This window comes from Streptomyces sp. NBC_00029 (assembly GCF_045160505.1).
Taxonomy (GTDB): domain Bacteria; phylum Actinomycetota; class Actinomycetes; order Streptomycetales; family Streptomycetaceae; genus Streptomyces.
Window position 1 is genome coordinate 4,823,481 of record NZ_CP108292.1, and the last position, 15,424, is coordinate 4,838,904.

Genomic DNA, 15,424 nt, shown 5'->3' on the forward strand with positions numbered 1-15,424 from the left:
CGTCATGACCATCCGCGAATTCAAGATGCCCGATGTGGGCGAGGGCCTCACCGAGGCCGAGATCCTCAAGTGGTACGTCCAGCCCGGTGACACGGTCACCGACGGTCAGGTCGTGTGCGAGGTCGAGACGGCCAAGGCCGCCGTGGAACTGCCGATCCCGTTCGACGGTGTCGTGCACGCGCTCCTCTTCGAGGAGGGCACCACGGTCGACGTCGGCCAGGTCATCATCTCGGTGCAGACCGGTGAGGCGGAGGCCCCGGCCCCCGCCGCCGCCGCGGTGGAGGCGGCTCCGGCCGCCGCCGAGCCGGCCCCGGCCGCCCGCCAGCCCGTGCTGGTCGGCTACGGGGTCTCCGAGGCCTCCACCAAGCGCCGCCCGCGCAAGGCCGCCCCGGCGCCCGCCGTGGCCGCGCAGAACGGCACGGCGGCCCCGGTGGCCGCGCCCGCTCCGGCGGCTCCGGCCGCCCCGGCGCCGCTCCCCGCCGTCCCGGCGCAGCCGGCCGGCGAGCGGCCGCTGGCCAAGCCGCCGGTGCGCAAGCTCGCCAAGGACCTCGGCATCGACCTGGCCGCGGTGGTACCCACCGGCGACGGCGGGGTCGTGACCCGGGAGGACGTCCACGCGGCGGCCGCCGCGGCGATCACCCCGCAGGCCGCCGCGCCCGCGGCGGCCCCGGCCGCCGCCCCGGCAGCCGTGGCGGCGCCCGTCGCCGTGGCCGCGGCCCCCGTGGCCGACGCCTCGGCGCGGGAGACCCGTATCCCGGTCAAGGGCGTCCGCAAGGTCACCGCACAGGCCATGGTCGGCTCGGCCTTCACCGCGCCGCACGTCACCGAGTTCGTCACCTTCGACGTGACGCGCACGATGAAACTGGTCCAGGAGCTCAAGGCCGACCCGGACCTCGCGGGGCTGCGGATCAACCCGCTGCTGCTCATCGCCAAGGCCGTGCTGGTGGCCATCCGCCGCAACCCGGACGTCAACGCGTCCTGGGACGAGGCGGCCCAGGAGATCGTGCTCAAGCACTACGTCAACCTGGGCATCGCGGCGGCCACTCCGCGCGGGCTGATCGTCCCGAACATCAAGGACGCCCACGCCAAGAGCCTCGGCGAGCTGTCGGAGTCCCTGTCCTCGCTGGTCGCCACGGCCCGCGACGGCAAGACCTCCCCGGCGGACATGCAGAACGGCACCATCACCATCACCAACGTCGGCGTCTTCGGCGTCGACACCGGTACGCCCATCCTGAACCCCGGCGAGTCCGCGATCCTCGCGGTCGGTGCGATCAAGCTCCAGCCGTGGGTCCACAAGGGCAAGGTGAAGCCGCGCCACGTCACCACCCTGGCGCTGTCGTTCGACCACCGTCTGATCGACGGCGAGCTCGGCTCCAAGTTCCTCGCCGACATCGCGGCGGTCCTGGAACAGCCCCGCCGCCTGATCACCTGGGCGTAGCGGCACGCACGAAGCCCCACCCGATGGCCGGTCTCCCTCACGGAGACCGGCCATCGGCCGTACCGGGCGGGCCCGCGAGGCGAGCGCCCGCGCCGACGGTGTCCGGCCGGCCGGCCGGCTCCGCGCCGCGGGAAACGGCCTGGTCGGGGAGGCCTGGGCGTGTGATCATCGCCGGATGCTGTTTCGCGCTGCCACCGCAGACCCTGCAGATCTGGACCGAGTCGCGGCCCACCCGGCCGACGGCCGCGTCCCCGCCCTCACCGCCGAGCGGATCCGTGAGGAGCTCGCCGGGAACCGGATCCGCCCCGAGTGGATCTGGCTCGCCGAGGACGGTGAGGGCCGGATCCTCGCCCGCGCCCTGTGGTGGGGCCGCGCCGACAGCGAGCGGCCCGTCGCGCTCGACTGCCTCCAGGTGCGGGAGGGCGTCGCCGACCCGGCCGGGGTAGCCGCCGGACTGCTGGAGGCCGGTCACACGGCCTTCGGCAAGCGGCCGGGCTACCACATCTCCCTGCCCCGCGGCTGGCGGGACGACCCGGCGCTGGCCGCGGCCGTCGCCTGGCGCCGGGAGGCCGCGGCCGCGGCCGGCCTGACGCGCGAGATCGAGCGCCTGCGCTACGAGTGGACCCCGCAGGCCGGTACGGCCGCGCCCACCGGCCGGCTCGTCTTCCGCGAGGGCACCGACGAGGAGATGCTGGACGCCTTCGTCCGCCTCTCCCACGACAGCCTGGACGTGACCACGCAGCACGAACTGGAGCTGATGGACGCCGAGCAGCTGGCCCGCGAGGACTTCGACTTCTACCTCGACTGCCCCGGCGAGCGCTCCTGGTGGCGCCTGGCCCACCTCCCGGACGGCCGCCTCGCCGGCCTGGCGGTCCCGTCGGCGACCCCGTACCACCGCAACGTCGGCTACCTGGGCGTCGTTCCGGAGCAGCGCGGGCAGGGCCTGATCGACGAGATCCTGGGCGAGATCACCCGCTTCCACGCCGCCGCGGGAGCCGAGCGCGTCACCGCGACCACCGACACCGTCAACCTGCCGATGGCCGCCGCGTTCGACCGCGCCGGGTACGAGGTCACCGAGATCCGCCTCGTCCTGGAAGCCCCGTCCCGGTGACCCCGGTGACCCCGGTGACCCCGGTGACCCCGGTGACCCCGTGAACTGGGCGGACCTCGTCCCAGGCCCCCCGGCCCTCGCGCCGTACTACGACGAGGTGCCCGGCCTCACGGGCGTACGGCTGAGGTCGGTGCACGCGGACGGCTGGGGTTCGTGCGTGATCCTGCGGCTGGACCTGCCGCGGTTCCCGGACCGCTGGGACGGCGGGCCCGGGGACACGCTGCAGTGCCAGATCGGCTTCTCGCACGTCGAGGACTTCGTGATGGAGGGCTGGCGGCCACCGGTGACGGCGGACATCGGGCTCACGCCCCTGCCCCGCAACCGGCTGGCCGTCCACGTCACGGCGCCCGGCACCGAGGTGTCGTTCACGACGGTCGCCTCGCTGACCCTGGGCAAGGTCGGGGTCTTCACCCAGGACGCGGACGGCGGCGACGGCGGGCCGCGCCGGCACGTCGTACCCCTGTACGACCGGCTGTACCCGACGCTGCCCCCGACCCACGTCAACATCTTCTACGAGAGGGCCTGAGATGAGCCTGGCCCCGTGGCCCGAACTGGCCGCGCTCTACGACACCCCGCCGGAGCTGTCCTCCTGCCCGCTGTACGACGTCCACGTGGACGAGCGGGACACCTCCGTCACCCTCGGACTCCAAACGGCGCAACTGCCCGACCACCCCGAACCGGAGTGGGCGCGGAGCACCTACAACACCCTGTGCTTCTTCCTCGTGTTCACCGGCGTCGAGGACCTGCGGATGACGGGCATCGCCTCCGAACACCCGGATCGCCACGACCGCACGGTACGCGTCACGGGGGCCGGCCCCGGTGGGGGCGGGCGGTCGTGGGTTTCGGTGACCAGCGGGAGCCGCACCATCGGCTTCTCGGCCGCCGCCTCCGCCGTCACCGGCACCCGCGTGTGCCTCCAGGGACCCGAGTGAGCGCGCTCCGCGCCCCCGGAAGGTAACCTCCGCCCCGGGGAAGGGGGCAGGGGTGTCCATCGCCGAATTGCAGGTGTACTCCGTCGAGGAGGCCGACGTCACGGGCGGCGTGTGCGTGGTCCGGTGCGTCGGCGGGGTGGCGCGGGCCGGACAGGTCTACGCCGTGGGGGAGTCCAGGATCGGCCTGCGCCGCATCGAGCGCCACGGGCGGGCCGTCGGCTCCTTCGACGCCGGGCACGTCGCGAAGGTCCACCTCGCGGGGGCCATGGTGGCGCTGCTCACCCGGGGCCAGGTGCTGACCTCCGTGCCGCCCGACGGGCACTCGCTGGAGGACCTGGAGGCCTGGCTGGCCACCGACCCGCCGCTGCTGGACGAACCGCACCCGCGGACCCTGCGCGTGCTCGCCGGGGTGCGGATGCGGGACGAGCGGCTGCCGGAGGGGATCCGGCTGCGCTGGGGCCGCCTCGCGCTGGCCGCCACCCACCGCTGCGCGCGGGCCGAGGGTGTGCCCGAGCTGCTCAGTGCGCCCGAACTGGCCTGCGTACAGGCCTACTTGATCCAGCAGTTCGGCCCGGAACGGGGCGGTGACCCGGCGGCCCTGTGCCGGGACCTGCTGGCGCTGATGGACCTGACCCCGGAACAGGCCGCGGCACAGGGCCGGGTCTGGCGCGACCTCCCGTACCACCGCATCCGGCACCTGCGCCGGATCAAGGGCCTGATCCCGTGGCTGGTCCTCGTCCGGCCGCACCTCGCGGACGCCGACCCCCTGGCGGTCGCGGTCGACGGCTGGTCGGCGGTCCGGCCGCAGCTTCCGTAGCCCGGGAAAGAAGCACGTGACATCGAGTTTCGGACACCGGATACTGATCACCGTACGCGGGGGGCTGCAGGCGCCCGACTGTCGCTGGGGGAACGGAACATCTACCAGTCGTGCGGCGCCGCAGCGTCCTTCGTGACACCACGCTCTCTCTCCACGAAGGAACCCCACTGGTGCGTCCCACTCGCACGACGGTCCTGCTGACCGCAGGTCTCGTCACCCTTCTCGGTGTTCCGGCCGTCGCGGCCGCCGAGAATCCGACCGATCTCCACGTCAACAACCAGAGCGGCTCCAACTGCTCCGACACGGGGGCCGGTACGCAGGCCGTCCCGTACTGCACGATCTCGGCGGCGGCCAGGGCCGTGCTCCCGGGCCAGACCGTCCGGATCAAGCCGGGCTGGACATACGACGAGGCCGTCACCATCGACCGCTCGGGAGCGCCGGGCAAGCCGATCAGCTTCGTCGCCGAAGAAGGGTGGGACGGCCAGCAGGCCGATCTCGGCGAGCTGCTGACCGTCCGGGGTGCCTCCCACGTGGTGCTCGGCAGCCTGTTCACCCGCGGCGGTGTTCAGATCAGCGGATCCACCGACGTCGGGATGGACCGGATCCGCGCCGCGCGCGGCAGGCTCGACGGCGTCGTGGTCGACGGCGCGAGCAAGGACGTCCGCATCGGCCGGAGCAATCTGGTCGGCGTCCGCATCGAGGGCGGCTCGCAGGGCACCGTCCTGAGCCGCAACCTCATCTCCGGCTCGGCGCAGCCGGGGGTCACCGCCGTCGACGCACCCGGCACCGTCGTCACCAACAACACGGTCCGCGGATACTGCGCGACCGGCGTCTCGGTCGGCGGCGCCTCGACGGGCTCCGGCCTGTTCAACAACGTGATCGCCACCGAGGCGCGCAGCAGCTACTGCAAGACCGACGAGCCGCGCAACGCGATCCTGGTCGAGCAGAGCGCGACGGCGGGCACCGTCGTCGACTACAACCTGGTCACCGGCGTTCCGTCCGCCCCCGTGCAAATGCCGTACCGCTGGGCCGGCACCACGTACCCGGACCCGGCGGCGTTCCATGCCGCGACGGGTCAGGGCGGGCACGACATCCTGACGGCGGGCCAGGCCGGAGTGGGTCCGGTCGAAGGTTCCCCGACCGTCGACTCCGCCGACCCGACGGCTCCGGGCGTACTGCCCAGTGACATCAACAGGAAACCGACCGGGGACGACCCGAGTGTCCCCAATACCGGGAAGAACGGCGGTTACCTCGACCGCGGCGCCTACGAGACCCACGACGGCCTGAGCCAGGCCTGGATGAACATCGACAAGACCTGGGCGCCGGCCGGCACGAAGGTGGAGGTGCAGGCCGTCTCCGACAGCCGCTGGCCCACCGCGATGAGCTACCACGTCGACTTCGGCGACGGGACGGCCCCGGTCGTCACCCAGCAGGGCACCGGCGCCCACGGCCTGGCCACGCACGCCTACGGCAAGCCGGGCGACTACGTGATCAAGGTGACGGCCGTCAACGGCGCCGGCCAGCAGGCCACCACCCAGCAGACGACCAAGGTGACTCCCGCAGGACCGCTGACAGCGGCCTTCTCGGCAACTCCGTTCCTGCCCGCCCCGAACGACACCGCGACGCGCGTTCCCCCGCTGACCATGTCCTTCGACCCCTCGGCCTCGGCGACGCCGTGGCCGGTGGAGCGCACCGACGTGGACTTCGGAGACGGCGTGCAGAGGAGCTTCCCGGGTCTGGCCATCGGCAAGTACACCTACTCCAGGCCCGGCGACTACACGGCGACCGTCACCGTCGTCGACGTCAAGGGCACCAGGTCCACGACGACCCGGCCCGTACACGTGGAGTACGCCAAGGGCGGCTACACGGCCGTAACGCCCTTCCGGCTCAAGGACACCCGCGTCAACGGCGGCACCCTCCAGGGCGGCAGCCCCGCGTCCATCGGCATGCCGATCCCGTTCAACGCGGCGGGCAGCGCTTCGGGCGGCATGTCCGCGGCGGTCATCAACGTCACCCTCACCAATGTCACACAGGACGCCTACCTCAACGTCTCGTCGGCGTACGACGACCGGCCGACGACCTCGAACATCAACGCCCGTGCGGGCGCCACGGTGTCCAACACGGTGACCGTCCCCGTGAGCGAGATCGGCCAGGTCTGGTTCTACCTCAACGCCGGCCGCGCCGACGTGATCGTGGACTTCGTCGGCTACTACCAGCCCAACGCCGGGGAGAAGTTCAGCCCCGTCGCCCCGGCCCGCCTCGCCGACACCCGTACCCCGGGCGCGGGCGGCGCCGTCGCCGGTGGCACCACCCGTACCGTCAAGGTCGCGGGCGTCGGCGGGATCCCGGCGGACGCCAAGGCCGTCGCGGTGAACCTGACGAGCACCGAGGCGACGCAGAACTCGTACGTGGTCGCCTACCCGGACCCGGCGAAGCGGCCCGAGCCGGCGTCGAACCTGAACCCGGAGCCCGGCAAGGCCAAGTCGAACCAGGCCATCGTGCCGGTCGGCCCGGACGGGACGATCACCCTGTACAACCACGCCGGTTCCGCGCACCTGATCGTGGACGCGGTGGGCTACTACGGCAAGAACGGCAAGGCCCTCTACACGCCGGTCGTGCCGAAGCGTCTCGCGGACACCCGTACGACGGGCAAGCTCGCCGCGGGCGCCACCACGACCGTGTCCGGCGTGCCGGCCGGCGCGGTGGGCGCGGTGCTGAACCTGACGGCGACCGAGAGCACCGGTGCGGGCTTCCTGACCGCGCACGCCTTCGGCTCGGCCCGCCCGGAGGCGAGCAGCCTGCAGACGCTGCCGGGTCTGACCGTCTCGAACCACGTGACGACCCCGGTCGCGGACGGCAGGATCAGCGTCTACAACAGCCAGTGGGGCGGTCCGAACCACGTGATCGCCGACCTGCTCGGGTACTTCACCCAGGGCTAGTTCCCTGGGCCGGCACCCCGGACGCGTTCGAAGGACGGACCACCGAGCCCCGGTTCCCGCACACCGCGGGGGCCGGGGCTCCGTGCTGCGTGCCCGGGGCGGGGCCGTGGCCGGGCGTCCTCAGGTCCAGGGGATGTTGAGCCAGGGGCTGGCCGGGTCGGTCGTCAGCGTGAGGTGGGTGCCGAGGGAGGTCGTGTACCAGGTGCCGAACTCCTCCTCGTCGAAGTGCAGGCACCGGGCGAGGGAGTATCCGGCGGAGAACTCCTCCCACGAGCGGTACGTGTCGCGGGCCGCCTCCCCGGCGCGCAGTACGGCCGCCTCGGCGTCGGCGACGGTCCCGTAGCGGCAGGCGACGCCCCAGCGGGCCATCTGGGAGGCCCGGCCGATGTCCCAGGCCTCCACCGAGCGGACCCAGCCGTTCTCGGGGAGCAGCCCGTCGGCGCGGAAGCGCTGCTCGTAGCGGGCGATCCGGCCGATGAGCCGGTTGACGCCGGCCATCTCCCCCTCCACCTCCGCGGCGGGGCGCGGCTGGGCGACGGTGACCCCGTCGGCGGTGAGCTTCGGTTCGGCGGCGCGCTCGGCGCCCCGGCGCAGGCTCGCCCCGGCGGCGTGCCGCCAGTGTTCGGTGTCCACGGGCCCGGCGAAGTCGGCGGCGAGGACCCGGCGGACGCGGAGCGCGTACTCCCAGACGGAGCTGACCGCTTCGGCCCGCAGGAGCATCTCCAGGACGGAGAGCCATTCGGCCCGGTCGGTGATGCCCCAGGACTTCTCGACCCGGCGGCGCTCGTGCCGGTAGCCGCTGCCGTGGTGGGCGAGGGAGTTCCAGAACTCCCCGTTCGTCACCGCGAGATGACCGCCGACGGCGAGGCCGTGGGCGACGGGCCCGTGCAGCGGGCCGCCGGTGAAGAGCGCGTGGATCCTGCCCTCGGGCAGGCCGACGCCGGGGGCGGCCTCCGCGTGGGCGCGCCAGCGGGCCAGGTCGGCGGGGGTGGTGGTGAGGTAGGCCTCGCAGGGGGAGCCCGGGTTGACGGCGAGGAAGGCGGGGTCGTCGGCGGCCCAGACCTTGGCGAACCAGCGCAGTCTGCGCGGCTCGTACACCGTTTCGGCGGTGGGGGCGGGCAGCATCCCGGCGGTGTGGACGACGAGCATCCGGTCCGGGGTGGGGTGGAAGAACGTCGAGTCGGGACGGGCGTCGACCTGGGACCGGTGCTGCGCCAAGTACAGCTGGTTCCGCGCGAGTACGTCGAAGTACGCGGGCCAGTCGCCGGCCGTCTTGGCCTCGTACAGCTCTCTCTCGATGACGCTCGGCGCGATCCAGGTCCCCATGCGTCCGAGCCTAAGGGCTGTCCCGTAATCCGCGGTGGGTCAGCGCACGGCGTCAGATGCGGTGCATCGCAAGGCGGAGGGTCGTACTCATACCGGCTGTATTCGGGCGATCCGACAACGCAGCGAGGTGCCGTAGCTGGCGTCGTGCGCCCGCCGGGGATTACGGGACAGCCCTTAGCCTTCGACGACGGGGGTCAGGCCGTCGAGCAGCGCCCGCAGGCCCAGCTCGAAGAGCGCGTCGAGGCGCAGGTCGTAGCCGTCCTCGAAGGATCCGACCAGCTTGGCGAAGGTCGGGAAGCGGCCGGAGTCCACCAGTTCCCGGAGGATGTGTGAGCGGCTGTCCATCCACTGGTCCTCCGACTGGCCGGTGGCGGCTTCGGCGTTGGCCTCCAGCTCCAGGTGGACCGCGAGGCCCTGCACATGGCTGTAGAGCAGGACGTGGATGTCGAAGAGCGTCGTCGGGTCCAGTCCGTGGCCGTCGAGGGCGTTCAGCATCCACTCGCCGTGGACGAGCAGACCGGGCAGGAGCAGCGGGCGGGTGAGGGAGCCGATCTGGGCCAGCCACGGGTGCTTGCGGTACAGGCTCCACAGGGTCCGGGCGCCCATCTCGATGCGCTCCCGCCAGTGCGCGGGCGCCTCGGCCGGGTAGGACTCCTCACCGAAGGCGGCGTCGGCCATCAGCAGGACCAGGTCGTCCTTGCTCGGGACGTACCGGTAGGTGGACATCGCCGCGACCCCGAGCCGGGCCGCGACACCGCGCATGGAGAGCGCCGCGAGCCCTTCGGCGTCGGCGATGGCGATGGCGGCGCGGACGATCCGGTCGAGGCTCAACTCCTGGTCCGTGCCGGTGCCGGTGCCGGTGCCGGTGTCCGGGGTGATGGACGGGGCGGAGGACGGGCGCCTGCGGGCCGCCGCGTCGGGCGCTGCGGCTGCGGCGACGACCGTGCCGATCCGGGGTCGGGCCTCGACCAGGCCCTCCAGGCGCAGGGTGGTGAGGGCCTTGGTGGCGGTGGCGAGCGCGACGCCCCATTGCGCGGCGATCTGCCGGGTGGAGGGGACCCGTTCCCCGGGGGCGAGTTCCCCCTCGGCGATGCGCCGTCGCAGCGCTGCGACGATGCGCAGGTAGGGCGGATCGCCCGCCGGGCCTGTGGTCTGCGTCACGTTCTGCCGCCCTTCTCTCCTGTACTAGTGCAGAAGGTAGCAGCGGCGATGCGTGCCGGAGCCGATCTGAGCTAGTACAGGGGCGTCGTTCTGCCTGTTGAGGGCCCTGCGTGTACGTCGTACATTCAGTGTGCGTACAGCGTACAGACCCAGTGGAGGAGCTTCTCATGCGGACCGTACTCATCTCCGGCGGCGGCATCGCCGGGCCCGTCCTCGCCCACCGCCTGCGCCACCACGGCTTCGAGCCCACCGTCGTCGAGCGCGCCCCCGGCCCGCGCGCCGGCGGGCAGGCCGTGGACGTCCGCGGCGTCGCGCTCGACGTCGTGGAGCGCATGGGCCTGCTGGACCGGGCGAGCCGCGTACGCACCCGGATGCGCGGCATGTCGGTCCTCGCCCCCGACGGCACCGAGGTCCACCGCTCCACCGAGTCGACCTTCAGCAGCGGCCGGCTCGACGGCGCGGACATGGAGCTGCTGCGCGAGGACCTGGTGCGGATGGTCCACGAGCGCACCCGTGCGGACATCGAGTACCTCTTCGGCGACGGCATCACCGGGCTGGAGGAGGACGCGAGCGGCGTGCACGTCCGGTTCGCGCACGCGGCGCCGCGCACCTTCGACCTCGTCGTCGGGGCGGACGGCCTGCACTCCACCGTGCGGCGCCTGGCCTTCGGCCCCGAGGAGCGCTTCACCCACCACCTGGGCAGCTACCTCTCGGTGTTCGCCGCGGACAACTTCCTCGCCCTGGACGACTGGCAGGTGTGGCTGCGGGACGGGGACATGGGATTCGGCATCATGCCCGTACGCGACAACACCGAACTGCGGATCGCCTTCGGCTTCGAGTCCGCCCCCCTGGCACCGGAGCTGCGTACCGGCGACGCCCTGCGGCGGCTCGTCGTCGACCGGCTGCAGACCCTCGAGTGGGAAGGCGCCCGCCTGGCCGACGCAGCCCGGAAGGCCCCCGACTTCTACTGCGACGCGATGGCCCAGATCCGCATGGACCAGTGGTCGCGGGGCCGGGTGACCCTGCTCGGCGACGCCGGCTACTGCCCCTCGCCCCTCTCGGGGCAGGGCACCAGTCTGGCCCTGGTGGGCGCCCACGTACTGGCCCACTGCCTCGCGCAGGCGTCCGGCGACCACCACCGCGGTTACGCCCGCTACGAGGAGCGGATGCGGCCCTTCGTCACGCTCAACCAGGCGCTGGCGACGGAGAACCCCGGCGGACCCGCCTCGGAGGAATCCGTGACGCGGGCCAAGAACGCGATCTCGCTGGACGGCTGAACCCGGGGCCGTCCGGCTGGCACGCCCCCTCGTGCCACCGCGCGACCGTGCGGACCCCCTTGACGCCCCCCTGCGCCGGGGGGACGCTCCCGAATCTTGAATCCGAACGGTTGCAGCTGGGGGGCCGCCATGCCGGAGGAGTCTGTCCAGTCGGTGGGGGAGTTGCGCGCGCAGCTCGTCGCACAGGGGGCGCGCTGGTCGGTCCTGGAGCATCTCGCCGACGAGGAGCCCGTGCCGCGGCCCTCGCTCGGTCTGGAGCCCGGGGCGAACCTGACGCCCGCAAGGGAAGCGGGGGTGATCGACCTTGCGGGGACCATCGGCCACGCGAGCGGGAACCCGCATCTCACCCGACGCCGGGCCGCCCACGGGCTGCTGCCCGGCGCACCGGGGCCGGTGACCGCCGCCCGCCCCGCCGCCGTGGACTGGCGCAGCCGCTGGGGCCGGCCGTGGATCACCAAGGTGAAGGACCAGAACCCGTGCGGTTCCTGCTGGGCCTTCGGCGCCGCGGGCCTGGTGGAGTCCATGGCCCGGATCGAGCACGACGTATGGGCGGAGCGCTCCGAGGGGGACGTGCACGACGGCCTGCGCTTCACCTGCGGGCAGGGCAGCAATCCGGAGACCGCCCTGGACTGGATCAAGGCGAACGGCGGGCTCGCAGACCCGGACTGCTGGCCGTACAGCACCCCGCCCGCGGGGCTGCCGGCCGCCCGCCGCGACGCCTGGCGCGCCGAGTACACGCCCAGCTGGGACCGGTCCGGCCGGACCGTCCGGATCACCGACTACGTCCGGCTCGGCGATGTGGAGCAGCAGAAGGTCTGGCTGGACACCGTCGGCCCGCTGACCGCCTGCTTCGACGTCTACGACGACTTCTTCGGCCTCGGCTCCGGTGTCTACCACCGCACCAGCGACCGTCTCGCGGGCGGCCACTGCGTGCTGATCGTCGGCTACGACGACGCGGCCGGCTGCTGGCTGTTCAAGAACTCCTGGGGGACCGGCTACCACGTCGGCGGCTACGGCCGGATCGCCTACGGCGAGACCGGCATCGACCACTGGGCCAAGTGCGGCCTGCGCGGCACCAACCCCGACCCGTGGACCAAGCGCCGGCTGCACACCGGCAACGTCTACGAGAGCGGCAACGGCCGCGCCCACCGCAACTTCGAGCTCCTCGCCACCGCCCCCGGCGGCCGCCTCCAGCACTGGTGGCGCGAGGGGGACCCGCCGTTCGCCTGGTCCCGCGCGGGCACCTTCGCCAGCGATGCCTCCGGCCAGCCCGCCTTCACGGGGACCACCTACAACCGCAACATGGAGTCCCTGCACGTGACCACCGGCGGCCGGCTGCGCCACTGGTACTACGAGCAGTCGGCCGGCGTCTGGCGCGACGGCGGTGTCTTCGGGCCCGGTGACGCGGCGGCCGGCTCGACCCCGGCGTTCATCCAGAGCGACTACGGCAGGCCGGGCAACTTCGAGGTGGTGGTGCGGACCGCCGACGGCCGCCTGGGCCACTGGTGGCGGATCAACGGCGCCCCCTGGACCTGGAACGACGGCGGCCGGTTCGCCTCCGGCATCGCCCACTACGGGCCCGCGCTCGTCCAGACCCGCGCCCGCCACCTCGACCTCGTCGCCGCCCTCACCGACGGCCGCATGCAGCTGTGGTGGCGCGACGATCCGAACGGCTTCACCTGGCGGGCCGGGGAGATCTTCGGCAGCGGTACGCCCGCCGTCTCCGCGCCCTGCCTGATCGAGGGGCAGTCCGGTGCCGCCGACGAGGACACCGCCGGGAACTACGAGCTGTGCGTGGCCGTCGCCGGCGGGCAGGTCGAGCACTGGTGGCGCGGCAACGCGAGCGGCTCGCCGTGGCGGCGCAGCGCGGTCTTCGGGCACGACGTCGCCTCGGTCACCGGGATGCTCCAGGGCAGTTTCGGGTTCAACCTGGAAGTCATCGTCCTGCGCACCGACCGCCGCCTTCAGCACTACTGGCGCGACGGCGCGGGCTGGCACGAGGGGTCGGTCATCGGCCCCGTCTGAGAGGACCGGGCGGGCGTGGAGGTACGGAGCATCGTGCTGGGCCCGGACGAGCCGTACGAGCTGCGGCTCACCGGGCGCGGGGCGCGCGGGTACGTGTGGACCTGGCAGGTCACCGGGGACGCGGACGTGGTGACGGTGGACGAGGCCCCCGTGGGCCGGGCCGCCCCCGAGGCGGCCCCGCCGCCGGGGGCGGCGGTGGAGCGGGCCTACGTCGTCCGGGGCCGCGCCCCGGGCGGGGGCCGGGCCCGGATCCGCTTCGCGCAGGTCCGGCCGCCCTACCCGGACGAGGCCCCGTACGACGAGTTCGTGCTGGACGTGGAGGTCGTGTCGGTCACCGGCGCGGCCTGAGGACCGTGCGCTGTACGGCCTCCAGGGGGCCGTGGCCGAAGCTGCGCAGCCACAGCCACGATCCGGCGGCCAGGGCCAGGCTCACGCCGGCCCACAGGCCCATCACCCACCAGGGGCCGCTGCCGCCCAGGCGCTCGGCGAGGCCGAGCCCGATGCCGTAGCAGAGCAGCATGCAGAGCAGGTTCTGGGCGACGTAGCAGGACAGGGCGGTGCGGCCGACGGAGCCGAGGGCGGTGGTCACGGGGGCCGGGAACCACCGGCGGTCGAGGGCGATGCCGATCAGGCCGATGTAGCCGAGGGCGAGCAGCGGCGCGGCTCCGTAGCGTCCCAGGAGGTAGAAGTCGCCGCCGCCGAGGGTGGTCGCGGCGTTCAGCGGCAGTCCCAGGCCCAGGCCCCACGCGGCCAGCCGGGTCCGGATGCGGCGGCCGTCCGCGGTGGCGGTGAAGGCGCCCGCGCGGTGCAGCCGCACTCCGAGGAGGAAGAGGAACACGAGCAGTCCGAAGGAGATGACCGGCTCGATGCGCAGGGCGAGGAAGTGCTCCAGGCGGAAGGCGATCTGGGCGGGGTAGCTGCCGTGCGCGTACAGCTCGACGGCGGCCGGGTCCGGACTCTTCGGGGCGCCGGCCGGCCGGCTCAGCGCGTCGAGGGTCAGCAGGGAGATCAGCGCCAGGTGCAGTCCGCCGGCCGCCCACATGGCCCGCCTGCGCACCTTCTCGGAGCGGGCCAGCAGCCAGGCGACGAGGAGGGCGGTGACGGCGTACCCCATCAGCACGTCCCAGGCGAAGACGAGCACGAAGTGGACGGTGCCCTCGACGAAGAGGAAGGCGGCGCGGCGCGGATAGCGGCCGGGCCAGGGGTCGCCGCGGCGGGCGGCGGAGTCGTACTGGATGGCCAGGCCCACGCCGAACAGGACCGTCAGCAGGGCCAGGAACTTGCCGTCCGCGAGGAAGCGGAAGACGCTCTCCGCGAGGTTCGCGGCGGAGGGGTCGGTGAGCGGGTCGGGCGCCTTCAGGCCGCCCTGCAGCACCCCCCACTCCGAGCCCGGGGAGGTGAAGATCCAGACGTTGGTCATGAGGGTGCCGAGGATGGCGGCGCCGCGCAGGACGTCGAGGAGGGGAAGCCGCGCGGTCTTCCGTGCTGCCGGGGCGATCAGGGTGTCGGCCATGACTTCAGCGTCCCGGCGCGCGGGGGCCCGTACGTCCTGCGGGCGGACGAAGGGGCCGTACATCCTTCGATGCAGCGGGCGGGCGGCGATCCGAGACCCGCGACCCGGGATCCGCGCCCCGGGACTCGCGACCCGGGTCGCGGATCCCGGGATCCGCGCCCCGCGGTGACGGGTCCACATCCTGGACCCGTCACCGGCTTGCACCTCTGTTGTATCTATCCTGTGCGCATGCCCGCCCCCACCAGTACCGTGACCGCCGCCGAGCGGGTCTACCAGCACGTCAAGCAAGGGGTGCTCGACCGCCGGTACGAGGGCGGCACCCTCCTCACCGAGGGCGAACTCGCCGCGGCCGTCGGGGTGTCCCGTACGCCCGTCCGCGAGGCGCTGCTGCGGCTGGAGACCGAGGGGCTGCTGAAGCTGTACCCGAAGAAGGGCGCGCTGGTCCTCCAGGTCTCCGCTCAGGAAATCACCGACGTCCTCGAAACCCGCCTGCTGGTCGAGGAGTTCACCGTACGAAGGGCCGTGCCGGCCCCACCGGGCCTGCTGGACCGGCTCGCCGCCCTGCTGGACGAACAGCGCCGGCACGCCGCCGGGGGCGACCTCGCCGCGATGATGGCCGCCGACCGGGGCTTCCACGCGGAGATCGTGCGCAGCGCCGGGAACCAGATCCTGTGCCGGCTCTACGACCAGCTCCGCGACCGTCAGCTGCGGATGGGCGTGGCCCTGCTGCACGCCCACCCGGAACGGCTGGACCGCACCCTCGCCGAGCACGCCGAGATCCTGGACGCGCTGCGCGCCGGGGACGCGGACACGGCGGCTGCGGCGGTCCGCGGGCACATCGGGCGCGTCGACGCCCTGGTGCGGGGGCCGGGCCGGTGAGCGGCG

The 15,424-nt window shown here is 73.3% G+C and carries 13 protein-coding genes; 10 read left to right on the forward strand and 3 right to left on the reverse strand.

What is annotated here, in order from left to right; genetic code table 11:
* The first annotated feature begins 4 nt into the window (after window positions 1-4).
* From OG753_RS22560 to OG753_RS22585, 6 genes are all read left to right on the forward strand, one after another.
* The gene (locus OG753_RS22560) at window positions 5-1,438 is read left to right on the forward strand and encodes a dihydrolipoamide acetyltransferase family protein (RefSeq protein WP_405789843.1); all 1,434 of its coding nucleotides are present in this window, start codon (window positions 5-7) and stop codon (window positions 1,436-1,438) included.
* A gap of 175 nt (window positions 1,439-1,613) precedes the next feature.
* A complete protein-coding gene (locus tag OG753_RS22565; RefSeq protein WP_405789845.1) occupies window positions 1,614-2,549 on the forward strand; it encodes a GNAT family N-acetyltransferase in 936 nt (311 codons plus the stop codon).
* A 40-nt stretch (window positions 2,550-2,589) separates the two neighbouring features.
* Window positions 2,590-3,075: a hypothetical protein gene (locus tag OG753_RS22570; RefSeq protein ID WP_327263499.1), complete on the forward strand. Its 486-nt coding sequence runs from the start codon at window positions 2,590-2,592 to the stop codon at window positions 3,073-3,075.
* Window position 3,076: 1 nt separating this feature from the next.
* Window positions 3,077-3,481, forward strand: coding sequence for an Imm50 family immunity protein (locus OG753_RS22575; protein WP_327263500.1), 405 nt, complete (start codon window positions 3,077-3,079; stop codon window positions 3,479-3,481).
* 52 nt (window positions 3,482-3,533) lie between these two features.
* Window positions 3,534-4,298 carry a hypothetical protein gene (locus OG753_RS22580; RefSeq protein WP_405789847.1) on the forward strand — a complete coding sequence of 255 codons (765 nt, stop codon included), beginning with the start codon at window positions 3,534-3,536 and terminating at the stop codon, window positions 4,296-4,298.
* 170 nt (window positions 4,299-4,468) lie between these two features.
* Window positions 4,469-7,237: a PKD domain-containing protein gene (locus OG753_RS22585; RefSeq protein WP_405789848.1), complete on the forward strand. Its 2,769-nt coding sequence runs from the start codon at window positions 4,469-4,471 to the stop codon at window positions 7,235-7,237.
* A gap of 120 nt (window positions 7,238-7,357) precedes the next feature.
* Here OG753_RS22585 and OG753_RS22590 read toward each other — a convergent pair whose 3' ends face one another.
* A complete protein-coding gene (locus OG753_RS22590) occupies window positions 7,358-8,563 on the reverse strand; it encodes a DUF1266 domain-containing protein (protein WP_405789850.1) in 1,206 nt (401 codons plus the stop codon).
* 174 nt (window positions 8,564-8,737) lie between these two features.
* Window positions 8,738-9,724, reverse strand: coding sequence for a GntR family transcriptional regulator (locus tag OG753_RS22595; protein WP_405789851.1), 987 nt, complete (start codon window positions 9,722-9,724; stop codon window positions 8,738-8,740).
* Between the two features lie 167 nt (window positions 9,725-9,891).
* Between OG753_RS22595 and OG753_RS22600 the strand changes: the two genes are divergently transcribed.
* The 3 genes from OG753_RS22600 (at window position 9,892) to OG753_RS22610 (ending at window position 13,374) form a co-directional block, all read left to right on the forward strand.
* A complete protein-coding gene (locus OG753_RS22600; protein ID WP_405789853.1) occupies window positions 9,892-11,001 on the forward strand; it encodes an FAD-dependent monooxygenase in 1,110 nt (369 codons plus the stop codon).
* A gap of 129 nt (window positions 11,002-11,130) precedes the next feature.
* Entirely contained in the window at window positions 11,131-13,026 is a 1,896-nt protein-coding gene (locus OG753_RS22605; RefSeq protein WP_405789855.1) for a C1 family peptidase, read from the forward strand.
* A gap of 15 nt (window positions 13,027-13,041) precedes the next feature.
* Window positions 13,042-13,374, forward strand: a complete 333-nt coding sequence (locus OG753_RS22610; RefSeq protein WP_405789856.1) for a hypothetical protein — start codon at window positions 13,042-13,044, stop codon at window positions 13,372-13,374.
* Here OG753_RS22610 and OG753_RS22615 read toward each other — a convergent pair.
* On the reverse strand, window positions 13,358-14,539 hold the full coding sequence (locus OG753_RS22615; protein WP_405789857.1) for a DUF418 domain-containing protein: 1,182 nt from the start codon (window positions 14,537-14,539) through the stop codon (window positions 13,358-13,360). The genes OG753_RS22610 and OG753_RS22615 overlap by 17 nt on opposite strands.
* 228 nt (window positions 14,540-14,767) lie before the next feature.
* Here OG753_RS22615 and OG753_RS22620 point away from each other — a divergent pair, with 228 nt between their 5' ends.
* Entirely contained in the window at window positions 14,768-15,418 is a 651-nt protein-coding gene (locus OG753_RS22620; protein ID WP_327263509.1) for a GntR family transcriptional regulator, read from the forward strand.
* Window positions 15,419-15,424: the final 6 nt, after the last annotated feature.

Excerpts from the sequence above, each read along its gene's own strand:
- OG753_RS22560 (WP_405789843.1), top strand. The coding sequence starts at position 5 with ATGACCATCCGCGAATTCAAGATGCCCGATGTGGGCGAGGGCCTCACC.
- OG753_RS22565 (WP_405789845.1), top strand. The coding sequence starts at position 1,614 with ATGCTGTTTCGCGCTGCCACCGCAGACCCTGCAGATCTGGACCGAGTC.
- OG753_RS22575 (WP_327263500.1), top strand. The coding sequence starts at position 3,077 with ATGAGCCTGGCCCCGTGGCCCGAACTGGCCGCGCTCTACGACACCCCG.
- OG753_RS22590 (WP_405789850.1), bottom strand. The coding sequence starts at position 8,563 with ATGGGGACCTGGATCGCGCCGAGCGTCATCGAGAGAGAGCTGTACGAG.
- OG753_RS22600 (WP_405789853.1), top strand. The coding sequence starts at position 9,892 with ATGCGGACCGTACTCATCTCCGGCGGCGGCATCGCCGGGCCCGTCCTC.
- OG753_RS22605 (WP_405789855.1), top strand. The coding sequence starts at position 11,131 with ATGCCGGAGGAGTCTGTCCAGTCGGTGGGGGAGTTGCGCGCGCAGCTC.
- OG753_RS22615 (WP_405789857.1), bottom strand. The coding sequence starts at position 14,539 with ATGGCCGACACCCTGATCGCCCCGGCAGCACGGAAGACCGCGCGGCTT.
- OG753_RS22620 (WP_327263509.1), top strand. The coding sequence starts at position 14,768 with ATGCCCGCCCCCACCAGTACCGTGACCGCCGCCGAGCGGGTCTACCAG.